17 protein-coding genes are annotated in these 23,348 nt (G+C 66.8%); 8 read left to right on the forward strand and 9 right to left on the reverse strand.

What is annotated here, in order from left to right; genetic code table 11:
- The first annotated feature begins 16 nt into the window (after positions 1-16).
- From BST17_RS21250 to BST17_RS21260, 3 genes are all read left to right on the forward strand, one after another.
- Positions 17-892, forward strand: a complete 876-nt coding sequence (locus tag BST17_RS21250) for a D-alanyl-D-alanine carboxypeptidase family protein (protein WP_083060882.1) — start codon at positions 17-19, stop codon at positions 890-892.
- 53 nt (positions 893-945) lie between these two features.
- The gene (locus BST17_RS21255) at positions 946-1,761 is read left to right on the forward strand and encodes a D-alanyl-D-alanine carboxypeptidase (RefSeq protein WP_083060883.1); all 816 of its coding nucleotides are present in this window, start codon (positions 946-948) and stop codon (positions 1,759-1,761) included.
- Positions 1,762-1,857: 96 nt separating this feature from the next.
- Positions 1,858-3,468: a diflavin oxidoreductase gene (locus tag BST17_RS21260; RefSeq protein ID WP_083060884.1), complete on the forward strand. Its 1,611-nt coding sequence runs from the start codon at positions 1,858-1,860 to the stop codon at positions 3,466-3,468.
- A 19-nt stretch (positions 3,469-3,487) separates the two neighbouring features.
- Here the strand turns inward: BST17_RS21260 and BST17_RS21265 are convergent, their stop codons facing one another.
- Together BST17_RS21265 and ffh are read right to left on the reverse strand one after the other, a co-directional pair.
- A complete protein-coding gene (locus tag BST17_RS21265) occupies positions 3,488-4,552 on the reverse strand; it encodes an amidohydrolase family protein (RefSeq protein ID WP_083060885.1) in 1,065 nt (354 codons plus the stop codon).
- On the reverse strand, positions 4,553-6,121 hold the full coding sequence (gene ffh / locus BST17_RS21270; RefSeq protein WP_083060886.1) for a signal recognition particle protein: 1,569 nt from the start codon (positions 6,119-6,121) through the stop codon (positions 4,553-4,555).
- A gap of 110 nt (positions 6,122-6,231) precedes the next feature.
- On the opposite strand from ffh, the gene BST17_RS21275 reads away from it, so the two are divergent.
- Positions 6,232-8,418, forward strand: a complete 2,187-nt coding sequence (locus BST17_RS21275) for a molybdopterin-dependent oxidoreductase (protein WP_083060887.1) — start codon at positions 6,232-6,234, stop codon at positions 8,416-8,418.
- Here BST17_RS21275 and BST17_RS21280 read toward each other — a convergent pair.
- From BST17_RS21280 to ftsY, 4 genes are all read right to left on the reverse strand, one after another.
- Entirely contained in the window at positions 8,415-10,898 is a 2,484-nt protein-coding gene (locus BST17_RS21280) for a [protein-PII] uridylyltransferase (RefSeq protein ID WP_083060888.1), read from the reverse strand. The two genes, BST17_RS21275 and BST17_RS21280, sit on opposite strands and share 4 nt — an antisense overlap.
- Before the next feature lie 72 nt (positions 10,899-10,970).
- A complete protein-coding gene (locus BST17_RS21285; protein ID WP_030133509.1) occupies positions 10,971-11,309 on the reverse strand; it encodes a P-II family nitrogen regulator in 339 nt (112 codons plus the stop codon).
- A gap of 39 nt (positions 11,310-11,348) precedes the next feature.
- Positions 11,349-12,698, reverse strand: coding sequence for an ammonium transporter (locus BST17_RS21290; RefSeq protein WP_083060901.1), 1,350 nt, complete (start codon positions 12,696-12,698; stop codon positions 11,349-11,351).
- A 172-nt stretch (positions 12,699-12,870) separates the two neighbouring features.
- Positions 12,871-14,205, reverse strand: coding sequence for a signal recognition particle-docking protein FtsY (gene ftsY / locus BST17_RS21295; RefSeq protein WP_083060889.1), 1,335 nt, complete (start codon positions 14,203-14,205; stop codon positions 12,871-12,873).
- Positions 14,206-14,350: 145 nt separating this feature from the next.
- On the opposite strand from ftsY, the gene fni reads away from it, so the two are divergent.
- A complete protein-coding gene (gene fni, locus BST17_RS21300) occupies positions 14,351-15,391 on the forward strand; it encodes a type 2 isopentenyl-diphosphate Delta-isomerase (RefSeq protein ID WP_083060902.1) in 1,041 nt (346 codons plus the stop codon).
- Here the strand turns inward: fni and BST17_RS21305 are convergent.
- Genes BST17_RS21305 through BST17_RS21315 form a run of 3 tightly spaced genes read right to left on the reverse strand, consistent with a single transcriptional unit; the run spans position 15,376 to position 16,975 of the window.
- Positions 15,376-15,645, reverse strand: a complete 270-nt coding sequence (locus BST17_RS21305; protein WP_083060890.1) for a cytochrome C oxidase subunit IV family protein — start codon at positions 15,643-15,645, stop codon at positions 15,376-15,378. The two genes, fni and BST17_RS21305, sit on opposite strands and share 16 nt — an antisense overlap.
- Positions 15,645-16,226, reverse strand: coding sequence for a cytochrome c oxidase subunit 3 (locus tag BST17_RS21310; RefSeq protein ID WP_083060891.1), 582 nt, complete (start codon positions 16,224-16,226; stop codon positions 15,645-15,647). Before BST17_RS21310 ends, BST17_RS21305 begins: the two co-directional genes overlap by 1 nt.
- Positions 16,223-16,975, reverse strand: a complete 753-nt coding sequence (locus tag BST17_RS21315) for a hypothetical protein (RefSeq protein WP_083060892.1) — start codon at positions 16,973-16,975, stop codon at positions 16,223-16,225. The genes BST17_RS21310 and BST17_RS21315 overlap by 4 nt, the downstream gene beginning before the upstream one ends.
- Before the next feature lie 93 nt (positions 16,976-17,068).
- On the opposite strand from BST17_RS21315, the gene BST17_RS29505 reads away from it, so the two are divergent.
- The 3 genes from BST17_RS29505 to BST17_RS29030 all read left to right on the forward strand — a co-directional run bounded on the left by BST17_RS29505 (position 17,069) and on the right by BST17_RS29030 (position 21,818).
- Complete coding sequence (locus BST17_RS29505; RefSeq protein WP_207573689.1) at positions 17,069-19,459, forward strand: TPR repeat domain-containing protein; 2,391 nt, start codon at positions 17,069-17,071, stop codon at positions 19,457-19,459.
- 14 nt (positions 19,460-19,473) lie between these two features.
- Positions 19,474-20,448 (forward strand): TPR repeat domain-containing protein, encoded by a 975-nt coding sequence (locus BST17_RS21325; RefSeq protein WP_083060893.1) that lies wholly within the window; start codon positions 19,474-19,476, stop codon positions 20,446-20,448.
- 413 nt (positions 20,449-20,861) lie between these two features.
- Positions 20,862-21,818 (forward strand): ESX-1 system-associated protein, encoded by a 957-nt coding sequence (locus tag BST17_RS29030; RefSeq protein ID WP_133053566.1) that lies wholly within the window; start codon positions 20,862-20,864, stop codon positions 21,816-21,818.
- Positions 21,819-23,348 lie beyond the last annotated feature (1,530 nt).

A 23,348-nucleotide genomic window follows, 5' to 3' on the forward strand; every position in this document is an offset into this window, starting at 1 on the left:
GTTAGGCTCACAGCCCATGCGAAAGCTTGTCGCCGGTCTCTTCAGCGCGGTCTTCCTGCTCACCGTCGGCACCCCTGCGGCGGGGGCCGACCTCGGCGTCAGCCAGCCCATCGGATCCCTGCCGATACCCGACGGACCTGCGCAGGCATGGGTGATCGCGGACATGGACTCCGGTGCCGTGCTGGCGTCCCGCGACGGCGACATCCGGCACCCGCCGGCCAGCACCATCAAGGTCCTCCTCGCCATGGTGGTGCTCGACGAACTCCCACTGGAGGCCACCGTCGTGGCCGATGAGGCCGACACCCGCGTGGAGTGCAACTGCGCCGGCGTGGTGTCGGGCCAGACCTACACGGTGCGCCAACTGCTCGACGGTCTGCTGTTGGTCTCGGGCAATGACGCGGCCAACACGCTGGCGACCATGTTGGGCGGGCGGGAGGCGGCGCTGGCCAAGATGAACGCCAAGGCGGCGGCGGTCGGCGCGCGCGCCACCACCGCGGGCAGCCCGTCCGGCCTGGACGGTCCCGGCATCGACATCTGGTCCTCGCCGCACGATCTGGCGGCGATCTTCCGCGCGGCGATGGCCAACCCGGCGTTCGCGTCGATCACCTCGCAGCCGACGGCGGTGTTCCCGGGCCGCACCGGACCGCGGGTGCTGGTGAACCAGAACGAACTGCTCGGCCGCTATCCCGGGATGTTGGGCGGCAAGACCGGGTTCACCGATCTGGCCCGCAAGACCTTCGTCGGCGCGGCGCAGCGCGACGGGCGCCGCCTGGTGGTGGCGATGATGTTCGGCCTGGTGCGCGAGGGCGGGCCGACCTACTGGGATCAGGCGTCCGCGCTGTTGGACTGGGGGTTCGCCCAGAACCGGGCGGCCAACGTCGGCGCGCTCTGAGTCGAGACCCGACGGAGACCGTTTCGCGTCCTGCCGGCCGTACGCTCACGCGGGTGCGGCATCTGTTCGCGGCGACCGCGCTCGCCCTCAGCACGGTCATCGCGGCGCCCGCGCACGCTGCGCCCACCGTCGAACCCATTGGCGCGCAGACGTTCACCAACGGGCCCGCCAAGGCGTACCTGCTGGCCGACCTGGACACCGGCCGGGTGCTGGCCGCCAACGACCCGAACGGCTCCTACGCGCCGGCGAGCACCATCAAGGTGCTGCTGGCCATGACCGTCCTGGACAGTCTGCGCCCCGACAACTTCGCCCGCGCCAATGCTTCACACACCAAGGTCGAATGTTCCTGTGTCGGGCTCAAACCCGGGCAGGCCTATACGGTGACCCAGTTGCTCAGTGCGCTGCTCATGGTGTCGGGCAACGATTCAGCGAACATGCTGGCCGATATGCTCGGCGGCCAACGGGTGGCGGTCGCGGCGATGAACCGCAAGGCCGCGGCGGTCGGTGCGCGCGGCACCCGGGCATCCTCGCCCTCCGGCCTCGACGGTCCGGGGTGGGAATCGGTCACGACCCCGCACGATCTGGCCGTCATCTTCCGCGCCGCGCTGCGCTATCCGCTGATCGCGCAGATCATGCGTTCGAGATCGGCGGACTTTCCGGGCCGGACGCTGTCCAACCAGAACGAACTGCTGACCCGCTATCCCGGCGACCTGGGCGGTAAGACCGGCTTCACGAATCTGGCCCGCAAGACCTATGTCGGCGCGGCGCAGCGCGGGAATCGCCGACTCGTGGTGGTGCAGATGTATGGCTCGGGCGATCTGTACGGCCAGGCCATCAGCCTGCTCGACTGGGGTTTCAGCCAGCCCTGACGGGGGTGCATCCCACAGACCGCCGACAACCAAGTAAGGTCACCCTAATTTCAGCGCCGGGCAGCCGCCCGGGCGCGTGAACCGAGGGGGGCCTACTTGTCCGGCCAAGCTGACATCTCACTCATCGTTGCGTTCGGCACCGACATGGGCAATGCCGAGGACGCCGCCATGACGTTCGCCGAATCGGTAGCCGACATCGGTATCGACACCGAGGCGGTCGAACTCAACCAGGTCGAGCTGAGCCAGTTACAGGACACCACGCATTTCGTGGTGGTGGTCTCGACGTTCGGCGAGGGTGAGTTCCCCGATTCGGCGACGCTGTTCTGGGAGGCGATCAGCGCCGACACCGACCGGCTCGAGCACCTGCACTTCGCGGTGCTGGCGCTCGGCGACAGCTCGTATGAACTGTTCTGCAATGCCGGCAAGCTGCTCGACGAGCGGTTGGAGGCCCTCGGCGCGCACCGGATGGTCGATCGCGTGGATGTCGACGGCTTCTACGAGGAGCCCGCCAAGGAGTGGACCGCCGACATCGTCAAGGTGCTGACCGCCCAGCAGGGCAGCGCGACAACGCAGATCGCACCGTCGCCCGCCGTGGAACGGGCCGAACCGCGTGAGCGCAATGTCCCGGTCCGCGCCCGGCTGGCCGTCAACCGGTGGCTGAACTCGACCGATTCGGACAAGGAGGTCCGCCACTACGAGATCGACCTCACCGGCACCGGAATCACATATCAGGCAGGCGATTCCATCGCCGTGCACGCCACCAACGACCCGGCCCTGGTCGAGGCGCTGCTCGGCGAGTTCGGTGTCGGCGCCGACTATGCCGTCATCGGACACGAGCAGCCGCTCGGCGCACTGCTGACCGAGCATTTCGAGATTCGCACCCCTTCGCGGGCGCTGCTGACGCTGGCGGCCTCCCGCACCACCGATGCCGAGGTGTCCGCGGCGCTGCAGTCCGGCGACACCCATGGCGGCACCGAGAACTCCTGGCTCTACGGCAAGGACGTGCTCGACATCGTCACGCTGGCCGATCTCACGGTCGACGAGGTGCTCGATACGCTGCGGCCGCTGCAGTTCCGCGACTACTCGATCGCCTCCAGCCCGGTGGCCCATCCCGAGTCGGTGCATCTGACGGTGGCCAGTGTGCGCTACGACCTCGGCGGCCGCGCACACGGCGGGGTTGCATCGACGTTCCTGGCCGACCGCTGCCAGGACGTCCTGGTGCACCTGCGGCCCAACAATCATTTCCGGCTGCCGGCCGCCGACGTACCGATCATCATGATCGGGCCGGGCACCGGAATCGCACCGTTTCGCGCGTTCCTGCAGGAGCGCCACGCCGCGCAGGCCACCGGGCGGTCGTGGCTGTTCTTCGGCGACCGCAGGCGCGGCACCGACTTCCTGTACGGCGAGGAGCTCGAGCAGTTCGCCGCCGACGGTGTGCTGACCCGCCTGGATCTCGCGTTCTCTCGCGATCAGGACGCGAAAGTTTATGTGCAGCAACGCATGCAGGAGAACGCCGAGGAGTTCTACCGCTGGCTGAGCGAGGGTGCGCATGTGTACGTGTGCGGGGACGCCGACCGGATGGCCAAGGATGTCGACGCGGCGCTGCACGATATCGTCGCGCGCTGCGGTGGGATGGACGCCGCGGCAGCGCATGGCTATGTCAACGAGTTGATCAAGAGCCACCGCTACGTGCGCGACGTGTACTGAGCTCGCCGGGTCCGGCCGGTCAGCCCCAGACCCGTCCGCGCAGCAACACCAGATCCGGGTTGGCGACCCCGACCTCGCGTGGATCCGAGCGGAAGCACAGCAGATCCGCGGACGCGCCGTGGGTCAGCGCGGGCCGTCGTAGCCACGCCCGGGCGTCCCAGCACGCCGCGCCGAGCGCTTCCGTCGGTGTCATCCCGACCCGGCGCAGCGCGGTGATCTCGTCACCGATACGCCCGTGCGCGACCATCCCGCCGGCGTCGGTGCCGGCGAACACCGGCACCCCCGCCTCGTGCGCGGCGGCCACGCGGCGGTGGCAGGAGGCGTACAGGTCACGCATGTGCTTGGCGTAGGTCGGGTACTTGGCCGCCTTGTCGGCGATACCCGGGAAGTTCTCGATGTTGATCAGCGTCGGTACCAGTGCCGTGCCGTGCTCCAGCATCAGGTCGATGGTGTCCTCGGTGATGCCGGTGCCGTGCTCGATGCAGTCGATCCCGGCCTTGATCAGTCCGGGTAACGCATCCTCACCGAAGACGTGTGCGGTGACCCTGGCACCCTCGGCGTGGGCCGCGGCGATGGCTTCGACCAGCACCTCGTCGGACCACAGAGGTGCCAGATCCCCGACTCCCCGGTCGATCCAGTCGCCGACCAGTTTCACCCAGCCGTCACCGAAGCGGGCCTGCTCGGCGACGTAGACCGGCAACTGCGACTCGTCCTCGATGTCGATCGGCAGGCCCGGCATGTAGCGCTTGGGCCGGGCCAGGTGCCGGCCGGCCCGGATGATGCGGGGCAGATCGTCGCGGTCGTCGAAGCTGCGGGTGTCCACCGGGGACCCGGCGTCACGCAGCAGCAGCGCACCCACATCACGCTCGGTCTCGGCTTGTTCGACGGCCTCCTCGACACTGGTCGGTCCGCCGGGACCGAGCCCCACGTGACAGTGCGCATCGACCAGGCCCGGGAGTATCCACCCGCCGTCAAAGGCGGTGTCGGCGTTGCTGATCGGCTCGGCCGACAACACGCCGTCGTGCACCCACCACTGCACCTCCTCGCCGTCGGGCAACCCTCGGCCGCGAAGATGCAGCCGCATCTATTTCTGCCCGGGGAATTTCAGCTTGGACAGGTCGAAGTTGGCCAATCCGGGCGGCAGCTCGTCGAGGCCCTTGGGCATGTTGGACAGGTCCGGGAAACCGCCGGGCATCCCGGCGCCCAACGGATTCTTGGGCTGGGTCGGTCCCTTGGCGCCGCGGCCTTTCTTCTTGCCGGCCTGCTTGTTCTTGCCCTTGGCGGCCTTGCGCTGGGTGTTCTTGCGTCCGAACGGCATCCCCATCTGGCCGGCCATCTGCGACATCATCTTGCGGGCTTCGAAGAACCGGTCGACGAGCTGGTTGACCTCGGACACGCTGACACCGGAGCCGTTGGCGATGCGCAGCCGGCGGGAGGCGTTGATGATCTTCGGGTCGGCCCGCTCGGCGGGGGTCATTCCGCGGATGATGGCCTGCACCCGGTCGAGCTGGCTGTCGTCGACCGCGGCCAAAGCGTCCTTCATCTGACCGGCACCGGGCAGCATGCCGAGCAGATTGCCGATCGGGCCCATCTTGCGGATGGCCAGCATCTGCTCCAGGAAGTCCTCCAGCGTCAGCTCGCCGGAGCCGATCTTGGCCGCGGCGGCCTCGGCCTGCTCGGCGTCGAAGACCTGCTCGGCCTGCTCGATGAGCGAGAGCACGTCACCCATGCCGAGGATGCGGCTGGCCATCCGGTCGGGATGGAAGACGTCGAAGTCTTCGAGCTTCTCACCGCTGGACGCGAACAGGATCGGCACGCCGGTGATCTCGCGGACCGAGAGCGCGGCACCACCGCGGGCATCGCCGTCGAGCTTGGTCAGCACGACACCGGTGAATCCGACGCCGGAGCCGAAGGCCTCGGCGGTGGTGACCGCGTCCTGACCGATCATGGCGTCGAGGACGAACAGGGTCTCGTCGGGGTTGACGGCGTCGCGGATCGCGGCGGCCTGGCCCATCAGCTCCTCGTCGATACCGAGGCGGCCCGCGGTGTCGACGATGACGACGTCGAAGTGCTTGGCCCTGGCCTCGGCCAGACCGGCGGCGGCCACCGCCACCGGGTCGCCGGTGGTCATCTCGTCGATGGTCACGCCGTCCGGCGAGACCCCGGGGTGCGGGGCGAACACCGACACACCTGCGCGCTCCCCGACGATCTGCAGCTGGTGTACCGCGCCCGGGCGCTGCAGGTCACACGCGACCAGCAGCGGCGTGTGCCCCTGGCCCTTGAGCCACCTGGCGAGCTTGCCGGCCAGCGTCGTCTTACCGGAGCCCTGCAGACCGGCGAGCATGATGACCGTCGGCGGGGTCTTGGCGAAGGCGAGCTGGCGGGTCTCGCCGCCGAGGATGCCGATGAGCTCCTCGTTGACGATCTTGACGACCTGCTGGGCGGGGTTCAGCGCCGCGGACACCTCGGCGCCCTTGGCGCGGTCCTTGATGCGGCCGACGAAGGCCCGCACCACAGGTAGCGACACATCGGCCTCGAGGAGGGCCAGCCGGATCTCGCGGGCGGTGGCGTCGATGTCGGCGTCGGTCAGCCGGCCGCGGGCGCGCAGCCCCTGGAGAGCACCGGTCAACCGGTCAGACAGCGATTCAAACACCTGGTAAGCCTAACGGTCACCGACGACGAACTCACCGCGCACTCTGGCCTCGGACGACGGTTGCGCGTTAATCTGTCAACGCCCGATGACAGAAATGGCCGGAGGCCCCCATGACAGCCGTTGACCTCCCCGTCGTCCACCTGCGCTCCGTGCCGTCCGAACCGGACAGTACGACGCACATCAGCCAGTGCACGCTGTGCGAGGCGCACTGCGGTATCCACGTCACCGTCGCCGACGGCCAGGTCACCCGGATCGCCGGAAATCCGGACGACATCTTCTCCAAGGGCTACATCTGCCCGAAGGCGACCGCCATGGGCGCCCTGCATCACGACCCGGACCGACTGCGCACCCCGATGCGTCGTGTCGGCGACTCGTTCGAACCGGTCAGCTGGGCCGAGGCGTTCGACGAGATCGGCGCCCGGTTGCGTGCGGTGCGGCGCAAGCATGGCGTCCGCGCCCTCGGCATGTACCTGGGCAACCCGGCCGCACACAGCTCCGGGGCGCTGTACGGGCTGGCGCTGCGCATCGCGCTGTTGACGCCGAACTTCTTCTCGGCGTCCTCGATCGACCAGATGCCGCACGAGTATGCGGCGTGGCGGGTGTTCGGATCCAACGCGCTGGTGCCGATCACCGATATCGACCGCACCCACCGGCTGGTGATCCTGGGCGCCAACCCGGCGGTGTCCAACGGCTCGCTCTCTATCATGCCGGGCGCCAAGCGCCGCATCAAAGCCGTCCGCGACCGTGGCGGCAAGGTGGTCGTCATCGACCCGCGGCGCACCGAGACCGCGCGGCTGGCCGATCAGCACGTGGCCGTCCGACCCGGCGGCGACGTCCATCTGCTGCTCGGCATCCTGCACGTCCTGATCACCGAGAACCTCTGCGACACGGCCGCGATCGACCGTTGGGCGACGGGATGGGCGCAGCTGCGAGAGCTGGTCGCCGACGCCACCCCCGAGGTCGTCGCCGACACCGCCGGGGTGAGCGCCGAGGAGATCCGCACCCTCGCCCGTGAACACGCCGCCGCCGAGTCCGCGGCCATCTACGCCCGGATCGGCATCTGCCAGCAGGAAACCGGCACCCTGGTGAGCTGGTTGGTGATGGTCATCAACGCCGTCACCGGCAACCTGGACCGCGCCGGCGGCACGATGTTCTCCACCCCCATCATCGACGTGCCCCGGCTGGCCAGGTACATCCCGGTCGGGCACGGCTGGTGGACCGACCGGTCCGGACGGTACAAGGCATTCCGCGCCGAGCTGCCCGCCGTCGCGATGGCCGACGAGATGCTGACCGACGGGCCGGGCAAGATCCGCGCGATGGTGACCTATGCCGGCAACCCGGTGTCCTCGATCCCGCAGAAGGGCCGCCTCGACCAAGCGATGGCACAGCTGGATTTCTATGTGGCCGTGGACATGTACGTCACCGAGACCACCCGGCACGCCGACTTCATCCTGCCGCCGGTGTCCCCGCTGGAACGTGCGGACGTCGGGCTGCTGACGACGGTGTTCAGCGTGCGCAACAACATCCGCTATCAGCACCGCACCTTCGAGCCGCCACGCGGCGCGATGGAGGACTGGGAGATATTGAGCCGGTTGACCTTCGAGCTACTGCCGGCGCCGCTGCGCCAGCTCAGCAAGCCGTTCCGGAACCGTGTCCTGGCCCTTACCGACCCACTTCGGCTGGCGGGCGCCGCGCTGGCCACCGGCCCCTACGGCCGACTGCGGCGGGGGCGCAAGGGCGTGACCATGCGGGCGTTGCACGACAGCCCGGGCGGGGTGGATCTGGGACCGCTGCAACCCCGACTCGACGAGGTGATCGCCACCAGGGACCGCAAGGTTCATCTCGCGCCGGCCGAATTCGTCACCGACGCGGCCGCCCGGCTCACCGCCGCCGTCGCGCGGCCCGCCGCGGATCGCCTGCAGCTCATCGGCCGACGTCAGCTGCGTAGCAACAACTCCTGGCTGCACAACCTTCCGACCATGACGGGCGGCAACAACAGGTGCACGGTGCTGATGCATCCCGATGACGCCGCCACCCGCGGCATCGCCCAGGGCGATCTGGTCCGCGTCACGTCCGAGGTCGGGCAGATCGAGATCCCGGTCGACATCAGCGACGAGATGCGGGCGGGCACCGTGGCCGTGCCGCACGGCTGGGGGCACCGCAACACCGGCTGGCGCCACGCCGAGACGTTGCCCGGCGCCAACGTCAACGACCTGCACGATCCCGACCGGGTGGACACCTTCACCGGCACAGCGGCGGTGAACAACACCTGGGTAACCGTCTCGGCCGCGGGCTAACTGGCCTCGGACACCTTGCGCGGCGGAGCGGGCAGCACCTGGTAGAGGTCGCGCTCCAACTCGGCGCGCACCTGGTCGAGATTGGTCTCACCCAGTGCGGGCACCACGATGCTGAACACGTCGATCACCACCGAGCCCAGCGTGGTGACCTTGGCCCAGGCGATGTCCAGACCGTCGCGCTCGATGACCGCGGTGAGCCGCGACAGCAGCCCGGCCCGGTCGCTGGCACGCACCTGCAGCACGAGTTCGCCGGGGACGTCGCCGTCGAACCACAGAATGCGTGGCGGTGCGGTGGTGCCGGCCGCCGGCACCGAGGCGGGGGTCTCCCCCGCCCGGGCGGGCCCGGCCGCGGCGGCTTCGGCGTCGCGGCGTTCCAGGGTGTCGGCGACATCCAGGCCGCCGTCGAGGGCGAGGATGAACTGCTGGCGCAACAACTCGGCCGCCGGCGGACTGCCGAAATGCGGTGACACCGCGAAGGTGTTGATGGCCATCCCATCCCGACTGTTCACCGATGCCGAATGCACCCGGAGCGCATTGAGAGCCAGTACCCCGGCCGCCTTCGACAGCAGACCACGCCGGTCCGGGGCGATCATGGTGACGTTGTGGATGTGCGGTCCCTCGCCGGCGACCATCTCCACGTGCACCCCGGCCTCAGCGGCCAGATCCAGATAGCGCGGGTCGATCGGGTCCGGGGTGGGCAGCGGCTCGCCGGCCATCACCAGTCGGCAGCGGCGCACCAGATCGCCGATCAGCGAGGACTTCCAGTCACCCCATACGCCGGGTCCGGTGGCCAGCGAGTCGGCCTCGGCCAGCGCGTGCAACAGTTCCAGTAGCTGCGAGTCGCCGCCGAGGGCGTCGACCACCGCGGCGATCGTGTTGGGGTCCTGCAGGTCCCGTCGGGTGGCGGTGTCGGGCAGCAGCAGGTGGTAGCGCACGATCTTGGACAACACCTCGACGTCGGACGGCCACAATCCGAGCCGGGTCCCGATCTGGGTCGCCAGTTCGGCGCCGATGATGCTGTGGTCGCCACCGCGCCCCTTCCCGATATCGTGCACCAGCGCCCCGAGCACCAGTAGGTCCGGCCGTGACACCCGGGTGGTGAATGCAGCCGCGCGGGAGACGGTTTCGACGAGGTGTCGATCCACGGTCCAGATGTGCACGACGTCACGAGGCGGCAGGTCGCGCACCGCGCCCCATTCCGGGAACAGCCGTCCCCACAGGCCCGTGCGGTCCAACGCCTCGACGGTGGACACCGCCGCCGGGCCCGCGGACAGCAGTACCAGCAGGTCCTTGAGCGCCTCACGCGGCCAGGGCATCCGCAGTTCCGGTGCGGCACCGGCCAATCGGCTCAGTGTGGACGCCGCGATCGGCAGTCCGGTGGTGGCTGAGGCGGCGGCCACCCGCAGGATCAGGCCGGGGTCGCGTTCGGGTCGGGCGTCGCGGGCCAGGATGACCTCGCCGCCGTACTCGACGACGCCCTCGTCCAACGGACGCCGTGTCGGCCGGCGCAGCGCGGCAAAACCGCGGCGGGGCAATGCGTTACCGGCGGTGCGGATGCCGGCGTCGACGTAGTAACTGATGGTGCGGGCCGCGTCGGAGATGGCGCGCGCCAGGTCGAAGCGATCCCCGATGCGCAGCGCGGCGCCGATCTCGTCGGCGTACTGGGCGAGCACCTGTTCGCGGCCACGGCCGGAAACCCGGTGCAGTTCGGTGCGCACGTTGAGCAGGGACAGGTGTGCGCCGCCGAGGGTTCCGGTCGGTGACGCGAGCAATCGGCTGGGATAGACGTCGGCCAGTTGCGCGATGGCCAGTGCGTTGAGCAGTTGGACGTCGCGGATACCGCCGCGGCCGTTCTTGAGATCCGGTTCGGCGCGGTGGGCGATCTGTCCACTGCGCTCCCAGCGGGCCCGGGTGTGGTCGACGAGTTCTTCGTATCGGCCCGCGATCCCGATCCGCCACTGGCGTCGCGCACCACCGGTCAGCAGCGCGGACAACTCGGCGTCGCCGGCGATGTGGCGGGCGTCGAGCATCGCCATGCCGACTGCGATGTCCTCACCGGCCACCTTGAGTGCCTCCGGCACGGTGCGCACGCTGTGGTCGATACGGATGTTGGCGTCCCACAACGGGTACCACAGCAGCTCGGCAACTTGGCTGACGATGTCGGCGGGCATGTTGTCGTGCAACAGCGTCAGGTCCAGGTCGGAGTACGGCAGCAGTTCGCCGCGGCCCAGTCCGCCGGTCGCGACGATGGCGAAGCCACTGGTGGCGGTGATGCCGATCTCGGCAGCCTTGGTGGACAGCCAGAATTGGTGCAGGTCGAGCAGTGCGTCCCGCAGCGCCGCCGAGTCGAGTTGCTTGCCACCGGTTTTGAGGAGTTGTGCGGTCGCCTTGGCCAGATCGGTGGCCGGGCGCGGCGATCCCGCCGCCGGAGCTCCCCATCGGGATGCCCTGGCGGCGGGATCTGGTGTCTGATCGGTCATTTCGGTCCTCCCCCGGCCCTACGTTGAACAGTCTTGCGATACAGCCGGGAAACGACCTCCCTCACCGGGTGATCAGAGTGCGTCGACTCCCCGCTCACCGGTGCGCACCCGCACCACGGTGTCCACGGGGCTGACCCACACCTTGCCGTCTCCGATCTTTCCGGTGCGTGCGGCCTGGACGATCACGTCCACCACCTTGTCCACGGCCGAGTCGTCGACGACGACCTCGACACGCACCTTGGGCACGAAGTCCACCGAGTACTCGGCGCCGCGGTAGACCTCGGTGTGCCCCTTCTGGCGGCCGTAACCCTGCACCTCGCTGACGGTCATACCGAGGATGCCCGTCTGCTCCAGGCCGGTCTTGACGTCTTCGAGTGTGAACGGCTTGACGATCGCGGTGATCAGCTTCATATGGTCGATTCCTTCCAGGACTCAGTCAATTGTTCCCGATCATGCGAGTTCATAAGCGGTTTCTGCGTGCTCGGTCTCATCGATGCCAGTGGCCTCATCTTCCTGGCTGACTCGCCAGCCTAGTGGCTTGACCACGAAGGCGATGATGGTCGTCAGCACGGCGGTGAAGACCAGTGCCACAACTGCGATCACGATCTGGACGACCAGCTGCTTGTAGTCGCCGCCGACGAACAGACCGGCGTCGGTGGCGAAGAAGCCCAGGGACACGGTGCCCCACAGGCCGGCGACCAGGTGCACGCCGACGACGTCGAGCGAATCGTCGTAGCCGAACTTGTACTTCAGCCCGATGGCCAGCGCCGACAGGATGCCGGCGATCGCGCCGACGACCAGCGACCAGACCGGGGTCAGGTTGCCGCAGGCCGGGGTGATGGCGACCAGACCGGCGACCACACCGGAGGCGGCGCCCACGCTGGTGGCGTGGCCGTCACGCAAGCGCTCCACGAGCAGCCAGCCCAGCATGGCGGCGGCGGTGGCGGCGGTGGTGTTGACCCAGACCAGGCCGGCGAGCATGTCGGCGCCGCCCTCGGAGCCGACGTTGAAGCCGAACCAGCCGAACCACAGGATGGCCGCGCCGAGCATCACGAACGGAATGTTGTGCGGGCGGAACGCGGTCTTACCGAAGCCGGTCCGCTTGCCGAGGAGGACGGCGAGCACCAGCGCGGCCATACCGGCGTTGATGTGAACGACGGTGCCACCGGCGAAGTCGATCGGCGCGACATTGGCCGCACCTTCCTCGTCGACGCCGAACAGCTTGGCCGCCAGGCCCTGATCGCTACCCGAGAGCAGGCCACCGCCCCAGACCATGTGCGAGAGCGGGAAGTACACGATGGTGACCCACAGGCCGCCGAACACCAGCCAGGTGCCGAACTTCATGCGCTCGGCGACCGCACCGCTGATCAGTGCGACGGTGATGACGGCGAAGGTGAGCTGGAAGGCGACCCAGACGATGGCGGGCACGGTGCCGAATCCGCCCAGCACGTAGGCCTCGGCGCCGTCGATCTCGCGCACCTCGGTCAACTGGTTGACACCGAAGAGCGAGAACGGATTGTCGAAGAACAGACCTGGGGTCTCGCCGGTGTGCGCGGAGGCGAAGGACATCGAGTAGCCCCACAGCACGTAGATGACGCTGACCAGGCCGAGCGATCCGAAGGACATCATCATCATGTTCAGCACGGACTTCTGCCGGGACAGGCCGCCGTAGAAGAACGCCAGGCCCGGGGTCATGAACAGCACCAGGGCGGCGGATGCGAGAACCCATGCCGTGTTGCCGGAATCCAGTCCTCCTGGGCCGAACGGCAGGAAATTTTCGTCGGGTATGGCCAGGGCCACATCGTGCAAGCCAGGAACCACTTTGTATGAACCTCCTTGGGAAATGCGCCGATGTAATCGGCCTCCCGAAGAGACTCTTTTGCCCTCGTTTCATCGGTGGTTCACCGATGTTTCGCGTGCGTGAACGGATTCCCGTTGTCTGTTACACGTATGTTTCTGCGTTGCGAAACAGCTATCCCAGGAGCGCGTCGACGAATGCCGAGGGCTCGAACGGGGCCAGATCGTCGGGTCCCTCGCCCAGGCCCACGAGCTTGACCGGGACACCGAGTTCCTGCTGCACGCGGAACACGATGCCGCCCTTGGCCGTGCCGTCCAGCTTGGTCAGCACGACGCCGGTGATGTCGACGACTTCGGCGAACACCTTGGCCTGCGGGAGGCTGTTCTGCCCGATGGTGGCGTCGAGCACGAGCAGCACCTCGTCGACCTTGGACCGCTTCTCCACGACACGTTTGACCTTGCCGAGCTCGTCCATCAGTCCGGTCTTGGTGTGCAGGCGGCCGGCGGTGTCGACGACGACCACGTCCGCGCCGGTGCTGATGCCCTTGTCGACGGCGTCGAACGCCACCGAGGCGGGGTCGGCACCCTCGGGCCCGCGCACGACGTCGGCACCCACCCGCGACGCCCAGGCCTGCAGCTGATCGGCGGCCGCGGCGCGGAAGGTGTCGGCGGCACCGAGGACGACGCGGCGCCCGTCGGCGACCAGCACCCGGGCCAGCTTGCCGACCGTGGTGGTCTTGCCCGTGCCGTTGACACCCACGACGAGCAGCACCGAGGGCTTGTCCTCGTGCGGCAGCGCGCGGATGGAGCGGTCCAGATCGGGCCGCAGCTCCGAGATCAGCACCTCTTTGAAGATGGCGCGGGCGTCGGCCTCGGTGCGGACCGAGGCGCTGGCCATCTTGGAGCGCAGTGAGGCCAGGATCGACTGGGTGACGACGGGGCCGAGGTCGGCGATCAGCAGGGTGTCCTCGATCTCCTCCCACGAGTCCTCGTCGAGGTCGCCGCCGCCGAGCAGGCCCAGCACGCCGCGGCCCAGGGTGCTCTGCGATTTGGCCAGCCGGCCACGCAGCCGTTCCAGGCGGCCCTCGCTCGGGGCGATGGGCTCGATGGCCGGTGCCGGCTCGGGTTCGGGTTCGGCGGCCGGCTTCGGCGGCTCGACCGGGGTGATGACGGGCGGTTCGACGACCGGCGGCTCGGGCAGCTTGACGTCGGCGATCGTGCGTTTGGGGGCGTCGCGCGGCACGGCGGCGTCATCGCCCACCCCGGGCAGCCCGGTGGGGTCGACCCGGTCGGGTCGTTGCACCTTCTCCGCCGGCGGCGCGGCGGTGGCCGACGAGCTGAAGGTGATGCCCGACGAGGCTGTATAGCCGCCGGATTTGTCGATCTGGGTGGTGGTGTCGGGTGCGGAAAGGCTGATCCGCCGCTTGCGGTAGCGCACCAGTCCGACGACCAGCGCGACGAGGACCAGGACGGCTACGACCGCAAGCGCGATCCATAAGGCATCTGACACCCGACCATTGTGGCAAGGCACGGATGCCCCGAGGGGTGCGGGACACTGTTGCCGCCGTCATCGCGGTCACCGGTCCGGGATTTTTCCCTCGCCGCCCTGCCCGGCCGTCGGCCCCCGCGCGCCGGTGTGTGGCAATGTCGAGCGGGTGACGATCGGCCCCGGCTTCAACGACCGCATCCAGGTGCGCAAACGTCGGCATATCGATGTGTGTCTGTCCGAGGCCGTCCAGTACCAGACGGTGACGACCGGGCTGGAGCGCTACCGGCTGCCCTACAACGCGCTGACGCAGACCGATCTGGCCCGCATCGACCTGGGTGTCGAGTTCCTCGGTAAGCGGTTGCGGGCGCCGGTGCTGATCGGCGCGATGACCGGTGGTTCGGAGTTGTCCGGGACCATCAACCGTCATCTCGCCGCCGCCGCGCAGGCGCTGGGGGTCGGGATGATGCTGGGCTCGCAGCGGATCATGCTCGGCGATGAGAGCGTGCGCAGCTTCCACATCCGCGACGTCGCGCCCGATGTGCTGCTGATCGGCAACATCGGGTTGGCGCAACTGAGCCTGCAGGCGGTGCCGGCGCTGCGCCGCGCGCTGGAGTCCGTCGGTGCCGACGCGCTTGCGGTGCACACCAATCCACTGCAGGAGGCCGTCCAGCACGAGGGTGACACCGACTTCACCGGATCGCTGGGCCGGCTGCGCGAGGTGGTCGACGCGATCGGCTACCCGGTGCTGCTCAAGGAGGTGGGGCACGGCATCGGGGCGATCGCGGCGAAGACGCTCACCGGGATCGGGGTGGCCGCCGTCGACGTGGCCGGTGCCGGCGGGACGTCATGGGCACGGGTGGAGCAGTTCGTCCGGTACGGCTCGGTGACCGATCTGGGCCTGGCCGAATGGGGTATCCCGACGGCGCAGGCGCTGGTCGAGGTGCGCTCGGTGCTGCCCGCGGTCCCGCTGGTCGCCTCGGGCGGGATCCGCACCGGGATGGACGCGGCCAAGGCCATCGCGCTGGGCGCCGATGTGGTGGCGGTGGCCCAGCCCCTGCTGGTGCCGGCAATCGAGTCGGCCGCGGCCGTCGAGGAGTGGTTGGCGCGCTTCATCGCCGAGCTGCGGGTGTGTCTGCACGGGTGCGGGGCGCCCGATGTGGCCGCGCTGCGCGCCGGTGGTGTCGACGAGGTCTACAGCCACAGGTAGAGCGCCGACAGCACCGCCCAGAGGCCCAGGCAGTACGCCTCGAAGGCGGCCCGCAGCGGGATCGGTGCGTGGCGCAGTTCCATGAAGTCCAGGCCGACGAGGCGCACCTTGATCGCGGCGATGCCAAGGACCAGGACCGCGACCGTCGAACCGGTGCCGTGTTCGGCGCCGACCGCCCACGACAGCACGGTCGCGGCCACCAGGAACAGCCAGCTGGCGCCGGCCCGGTTGCGCAGCAGTTTCAGGGCGGTCATCAGCTCACCAGGTAGAGCAGCGCGAGCAGGAAGATCCACAGTAGGTCGACCAGATGCCAGAAGCAGGCGGCGCCTTCGACCAGCGCGGTGCGGGTGTCGCTCAAGTCGGCTCTTCTGGTCTGGGTGAGGAGGAAGGTCAGTGCGCCCAGGCCCAGGCAGACGTGGAACAGGTGCAGGCCGGTCAGGATGAAGTAGTACAGGTAGAAGTCATTGGCGCCGGGCCCGTGCCCCGCGGTGCCGAGGGCGATGTATTCGTAAGACTTGAGGGCGATGAAGGTCAGGCCCAATGTCATGGCGGCGACGGTTGCTCTGGTGGCCAGCTGCCGGTGCCCGGCGCGCATGGCGTTGAGGGTGAGCACGACACACAGCGAACTGGTCAGCAGCACAACGGTATTGAGCACGCCGATACCGATGTGCAGGGTGGTGCGGGCGACGTCGAAGACGTCCGGGGCGGTGGCGCGTTCGACGAGGAAGGTGACGAAGAAGGCGCCGAAGACCAGCATGTCGCCGAAGAGGAAGACCCAGGTGCCGCTCTCGCCGGGGATGCGCTTGGCGCGCGGCGCGGTCGCGGTGGCCCTCACGCGGGAACGAGGGCTTGTTGTTCGGCTTTGATGGAGTTCAGAAGCACTGCGGTCGTGGAGAACAGCCAGATCACCAGGACCAACCCGGGGATGTAGAAGGCGAACACGCCGTCCCAGGCGAGCGGGCCGTCGTTGAAGACGACCACGACGCAGCCGGGCAGGGACAGCGTGGCGACCCATAGGTTGAGGTAGCCGTACCAGCGCGGGAAGGTCGGCGGGTCGGTCTTGTCGATGAAGGCGGCGACGGCCAGGGTGAGGTTCTGGATGATGATGGTGCCGACGATGCCGATGAACCACAGCCAGAACACATCGTTGAGGGCCTGGGTGAGTTCGGCGGAGCGCTCCTCGGGCCGGAAGGCGGCCACACCGAGGAAGAACTGTGGGAACAGCAGGGCCGGGACGAAGACGGTCGCGGCCATCAGCTGGGTCATCGACAGCATGCCCCAGCGGCCCTCGACGCGGCGGATGCGCAGGATGATCGCCGCCAGGAACGGCAGTGCGAGGACCACGCTGAGCAGTGCCCCGGATACACCGAACCGGATCCAGAGTTTGTGGTCGACGAAGAAGGCGGCGATGTCGTCGGCGGGCGCGGCCGGTGACAGGGGTGGGAAGAGTTGGGCGATACCGGAAAAGCTGGCGCCGTAGAGCAGGATCATGACGGTTCCGCACCAGGCGCCGATGCGTTGCAGGGTCAGCTCCACGTCCGGGACGTTACCGGGACCGAAGGCACGTTTTGTCACTTTTGCCATACTGCGACTCGGGTAATCGCATCCGAATTGGTGCGCCGTCGGGCATGGTCCGGCAAATAGAATCGAGGGGCCGGATCGGGGGATGGAGTTCAGGTGGGTGCGCTCGAAGGGTTTCTGTCGACCTGGGACAAAGCTCGTCAGACGTTCGGTTCGGGGGTGCCCCAGACCGGTGAGCAGTTCGACCAGAGCGCGCAGTTGGAGCAGCTGCAGTCCACGGTGCAGACCGCGGCGCCCGGAGCGGCGTGGTCGGGCACGGCGGCGAACGCCTACGGTGCGGTGAACACCGAACACGCCCGGGTGCTGGGCGAGCTGGCCACCCTGGACAGGCGGTTGGCCGCCCACGTGAACGAGTCGGCCAACGTGGTCGCCACCGGCCGACAGAACCTCGACAACCTGCGCCAGTGGGTCATCGACGCCGCCGCCTCGGTGCCGCCCGGCAAGAACCGCGAGCAGCTGCTGCTGCCGATCGTCTCCCAGGGTCTCAGTCAGCTCTCCGGGATCGTCGGCACCTCGAATTCCGAGCTGAACCGGGTCGCCGGCGACATCACGAAGCTGGGCACCGAGTGGGATGCGTTGCAGGATCAGAAGTTCGGTGGGACAGGAAAGGAAGAGAAGCAGGACGGCGACGCCCAGATGCTGGGCGACGAGGAGGAGCGGGAGGGCGACGGCGAGAAGGCTGACGCCGAGCCCACGCCCGAACAGGTCGAGGATCTGGTACGGGACGCACTAGCCGGTGACCAGGAGGCCGCCGGCCAAGTCAACGACATTCTCGACTCCATTGACCCCGAGCAACTCCAGCCGCAACGCGTCGACCCCGACAATCCCGATGCCACCGTGCCACCCCAGCCTCTTTCGCCAACTCAAGCTGAGGCCATCAGTCAGATGCAGCGGCAGATGTCCAAAATGTCGTTGGACGACATGACGAAGCTCAAGAACGACCTCGGCGATCACGGCGACATTCTGGGCGATTCGATGCAGGTGATGAGCGATCCGGATGTCAAGTTCCCGGTCAAGGGGGACGGACTGTTCCTTCCCGAGGAGATGGACACCAAGATCCAATCAGGTAGCGCGGAGTTGCTGCCCGATAGTGTGCAGCAGGCGATGAACGCCGTGCCAGTGACACGGGACTACCCGATGGATCCCGAATCCACGACGCCGGTGACCGAATATCCATCGGGAGACGATCTTCGGAAGGTATCGGAGCTCATCTACGCCGGCGATGCCAAGTTGCAGCAAGGCTCTGAACTCGATCGCACAATGATGAATCGCGCCATCGATGTGATCCACGGGGGCGACCAGCAGTCCAAAGATCACATGTGGGGCTGGCCCAACGAGCAATCAGATGCCATCGCGCAAGACATCCTGAAGTCCGCGGGCCGCGACACTGTCGTCGACCACGACCTGTTCACCGGACCCAACGGCGCCGACAACATCAAGGCGATCTCCGAGCACAACTGGGCCGATGATGGACAAGCCGCGCGCACCGTCACCGATTGGATCGATGACGCAGCCAACCCCGAGATATCCACTGTGGAACAACAATTCCGAGCCGGAGAGACAGCGCAGGCTCTGGCGAACTACCTCGGGAATCCCGACAACAACTTGTTGAACCTCGAGAACTCAGGCCTCGGTGGAGGAACCGAGACCTTGGGTAATCGCAATCATCTGCTTGTTCAGAGCTATGCAGAATCGTTGATCCCGTATCAAGGCGAAATGGTCGGCGAAGACAAGATGCCGGGATTCAGCGCGCTGGAAGATCCGAGCGGCAGCGATCTGCCGCTGACGAGGCAACTATTTGCCGTGATCGACTCCGACGAGACAGCCGCCAAGAACTTCAATGCCCACGCTTTCGATCAGATAAGCCAGTTCCAAGAGGATTTCGCGCGGGCCGCTACGCTGGGACCAAGCATCGATCCAAGCGATCAAGGCAGCCAGGGTATGGCCCGAGCGGGCACGCTCGCCGGCCTGGTCGAGGGCGGCGCCATGATGGAGGCAAAAGCTCGCGGCGAGGACGCGCTTCAGTCTGCCGAGAGCGCCTACAAACTCAAAGAGGCCGCTCTGGGCCATTTGGTGGGCCTTGGCACTGATCAGGTGCCGTACGCAGGCGGGCTCATTGATGCCATGGGCAAGGACCGGTTCATACAGAGCATGCTCGGCGGACGACCGACGCTCGAGACTGTAGGCGAGCAGTCACACGTTGTGCTCCGTGGCGACCAGTACTACCAGAATCTTGCGACGTACACGATGGCTGACGCCTTGGTCGATCAGCGGCCCGGCGGACCGATGCCGCCTGCAGAGTGGATGACGCCAGACGGCCATCTCAAGACACCGGAGCAAGTTCTGGCTGAACCAAACGGGGCCGCCAACATCGATAATTACTACCGAAACCTCTACATCTATCTGAGCAATCCCGAAGGCTATGGCCTGACTCAATACCTAGACCAGTTCGGCGACCAGTATGACAACGCGGCGGGTTCGCAGTGAGATTACGACGCTCCATGGCCGTCACCACCGTCCTGACGGTTGTGATGCTTGCAACGCAGGGGTGCGGAGCCAGCGCCCCTGCGCTTCCGTCTGACAAATCCCCAATCGTGATCCACCAGTTGCTCACTGGGCAGGACTCGACCGAGTTCCTCTCATCCATCAGCACCTATCCGTGGGACGACGACGGCGTCTCCGCTGCAAATCTTTTCAGTTGGATAGCGACTGACGCAGCATCATCGGACGCCCCCACAGCGGCGCGCGCAGGCGAGGCAGCTCATGCCCTAGCGATGTACTTGAGCGACAACGAAGGCGCCCTTCTGGGGATTTCTTCCGGCTTCCTCAATCGGGATTCAATAACCGTAGGAGCACTGAACCCCGCGCTTGTCGATGCATATGCCAACGCCCTCATTCCTTTTCAGGGATTGATGGTGTGCGACCAACGCGACCCAAGAGGTTTCGAGATGCTCGATGCTCATTGTGAGGCCTCGGTGCTCGCTGCGAGGCCTGTCTTCGCGGTATTGAGCAGTGATCCAGCAGGTTTCACGGAGTTCGCTGACGCGGCGCAATCTCGTGCAAACGAGTATCTCGAGCGCTTTGCGGCCAACGATCCAACCGGAGTCAACAACCCCACCCCTGCGGCCCTGGCCTATATCGGCCGACTTCTAGGTTTGACCACCGCCGGCGCTTTGCGCTTGCCCAACAGTTCACTCCATCCGCCGGATATCGACGCTGAGATCGTGGAGGTCAAGTACGTGCTGGCCGACTCGTTTCTAGCCAGAACACCGGCATTGGGTTTCGCAGCCAAGTACGTAGCGGATGGAAAGCTCATGAGCCCCGAGGACGTTCGCGATCAGTTCGGGGAAGGTGGCTACTACGACTACACGCGGCACCTGGAGGTGTTCCTGCAGGAAGCAGGCAACATCAACAGTCTTGTCGAGCACGAAGTGCGCGGTCAATACGAGTTCGCGGCGGGCGCGGCAGCCCAATGACTACCAAAGACGACCGGCAGACGAGTTCGCACGAAATTACGGACGTTCTGCATGCGTCCACGATCGCCAGTCATCGAAAGGCAACCCTGACGAGATACCGCAGTGAAAGAAGTGCACGGAGAGCACTGTCGGCTCACCTAAACTGGCAGTCGGGCCAGCGTGGCTAGCATCAGATTGTTGATGTTCGACGGCGATGGGGGTGGATTGGTGACGGCGCGCAATTCTCAGAGGTGGCGCCAGTGACAAATCCTCCGCCGCCCGGAAACTGGGGACCACCACAGCCTGGACCGCAACCACCCTACGGCCATGGCCAACCGCAGTACGGTGCTGGACAGTGGCCACAACAGCCGGGTTGGGGACCACCGCCGACGCCCAGAAACAACGGCCTGAAATGGCTACTGATCGGTGTTGCAGTGCTACTGGTCATCGCAATCTCGGTCGGTGCGACACTCTTGTTCACGCGGGACAGCGGGAACGGACCGACACAGAGCGCCAACGGGAGCCCACCGGCCGCCGGGGACATCGCCAGTGCAAATGACACGGGGCCTGTCGGCATAGTCACCGACGATCCGAGTTGTCAGCCTTGGCGCTCGATCAACGATGCGCTCGCAGAAGAGCAATCCGACAGCTGGGTGAATCGCGATTACTCACGGCCGGCCTCCGTATGGACAACTGAAGAGCGCGAAATCCATGAGCAGGTGGCAGATGCCATGGATCGGGCAGCAGAAAAAACAGTGCAGCTAGTTAAAATGACACCACACAGAATAATGCGCGAACTGTTCGAGCAGTCGATCGCATACTGGCGCGCGTATGCAGACGCAATCGGTTCTTACACCCCGAGCGACAACCATTTGGCCGTTGCGGCCAGCGATGCAGGTGCAACCCTAGTTGCCATTTGCGCTGCCATTGATTACGAGTCTGCCGCCACGTGGGCTCCTCTCGTGCCACCCGGGCCAACGCCAAATTCGATTGCGCCTATTGGGGACCCTTCGAATCCAGAGATGTTCATCGGGCCTAGTGGCGACCCCATATGCGAAGACTGGCTACGCCTGACAACGGGCTTTGAGAATTCGACCAAAGAATGGCGTGAGAGCGACCTCAATATTCCGGCGTCGCAGTGGCAGGAAGATCAACGGGCCTTGATGGAAGAAACTGGGGCCGTCATGACTACTTTTGCCAACAACATCGCCACTCTAGCGGGCGAATCGGAGAACCCCACGTTGCAGGACCTCAGCAACCTGACAGGCCAGTACCTGCGTGCGTATGTGGAGAGTATCCCCACCTATACGACCGCGGACAGCTTCTTCGCTTCGGCCGGCACACGCTCGTACCTGATCGTGTCAAATGCCTGTGGCGCGGCAGGAAGCTGAAGCATATGTGCGTTGCAGTTTCGATGGTTGCGAACATAGCGCGGAGTCCCGCCGAGCGCCCTGGACAGGCGCTCTTGCACCATAGGACAGACGGACTCTAGGTCATGGGTGTACCAAAGCCAACGGGCGAGCACGCTTCTAAAATGCTGGATCCAGATGCATGGCCAGACGTCGACGAAGACTCATTCTTCAGTCGAGGCACCTCGCTGATCGACCCACTACGGCGCGTCACCGCGAGCCTCGAGACTTGGCTCCACACGAAAGCCGAGTTGGAATCTGGGTCTGTGTGGTCGGGCGCGGGTGCAGCGGCCGGCGTATCGGCAGCACAGAGGTCGGCAACAACAATGGCCGAACAACAAGAGTCGCTCGTCCGAGTCATAACTTGGCTAATCAGGACGGCAGCGGCGATCCGAGCGACGAAGACAACTATTTCGTCCAGGGTTCATTCAGCGGTGGATGCCATCGCGGTGTTAGAGACTCAGAAGTCAAAAGACGAGGACATTCAGGAGCAGATCGACAACATTATTGCTGCAGCGCGACAAGCAAATCTCGCAGATATCACCTTGGCCGCGAACCTCGTCTCATTCTCAGATTGGACTCTCACAAATGATCAGCTTGCACGCGCACTAGAGGGGCTCATCAAGCTGGTGCAGCCTGGCCAGACCGGTCCCGCTGCCGAGTCGGGCGGCGGAACCAACGTCCCTACGTCACAGCGGCCGATACAGAACTTGTTGAGAACAGACAACTCTCCTCCCCGTGTCGCGCCTGTTCACACAAATCAGTCGACGGCAGGTGGCGCTGAGCACGCACCACCCCAGTCCAGAGCCGCCGAACCAACGACAGCCGAACCACCGACAGTAGAACCGATTCACACAAATGCGACGACGACCGGTCAGCAAACGGCGGCACCGCAAGAACCCGCCCCCTCCAATCCTCCGACAGCGAGCCCCGTCCACACGAATGCTTCCGTGAGTGGCAATGCTGAAGTAGCACCCCCTGCTTACGGTTCGCCCGGCACCGGGATCGCCCCGCCCTCCAATGGGTATCCGGCCGCCAATCAACCATCCAATCCCATCTCGTCTGGGCCGCGGGGCACCTCGCCCGGCACCCCCAGCCTCGGCTCCAGCGGCGGCGGTTCTAGTTCCGGCGGCGGTGGTATGTCTGGCGGCGGCGCCTCCAGCGGTCCCCAGTCCCCCGCGGCCACCGGCGGCCCGAGCCAAGGCGCCGGCGCCGCACCGGTCAACACCCCGCAACAGGACTTCCAGAAAGGCTTCAACGACGTCACCAAGGCCGCCGGCAACACCTCGGCCCCGCTGACCCAAACACCGCTGGGCCCCTCGACACCTGCGGCCGCGACCCCGGCACCGGCGGTATACCAACCGCCAGACCCGTCGAGCGCAACCTCTCCCGCCGCCGCGGTCAACCACTCCAGCGGACCGGTGGCACCCAGTGCCCCCCCCCCCCCCCCCCCCCCCCCCCCCGCCCCCCCCCCCCCCCCCCAACCCCAGGGCCCCCCCGCCCCCCCCGCAC

It is taken from the genome of Mycolicibacterium bacteremicum, from assembly GCF_002086115.1.
GTDB lineage: Bacteria > Actinomycetota > Actinomycetes > Mycobacteriales > Mycobacteriaceae > Mycobacterium > Mycobacterium bacteremicum.

Coding starts and splice junctions, on each gene's coding strand:
- BST17_RS21250 (WP_083060882.1), top strand. CDS start 17: ATGCGAAAGCTTGTCGCCGGTCTCTTCAGCGCGGTCTTCCTGCTCACC.
- BST17_RS21265 (WP_083060885.1), bottom strand. CDS start 4,552: ATGCGGCTGCATCTTCGCGGCCGAGGGTTGCCCGACGGCGAGGAGGTG.
- BST17_RS21275 (WP_083060887.1), top strand. CDS start 6,232: ATGACAGCCGTTGACCTCCCCGTCGTCCACCTGCGCTCCGTGCCGTCC.
- BST17_RS21280 (WP_083060888.1), bottom strand. CDS start 10,898: ATGACCGATCAGACACCAGATCCCGCCGCCAGGGCATCCCGATGGGGA.
- BST17_RS21285 (WP_030133509.1), bottom strand. CDS start 11,309: ATGAAGCTGATCACCGCGATCGTCAAGCCGTTCACACTCGAAGACGTC.
- BST17_RS21305 (WP_083060890.1), bottom strand. CDS start 15,645: ATGACCGCCCTGAAACTGCTGCGCAACCGGGCCGGCGCCAGCTGGCTG.
- BST17_RS21315 (WP_083060892.1), bottom strand. CDS start 16,975: ATGGCAAAAGTGACAAAACGTGCCTTCGGTCCCGGTAACGTCCCGGAC.
- BST17_RS21325 (WP_083060893.1), top strand. CDS start 19,474: ATGGCCGTCACCACCGTCCTGACGGTTGTGATGCTTGCAACGCAGGGG.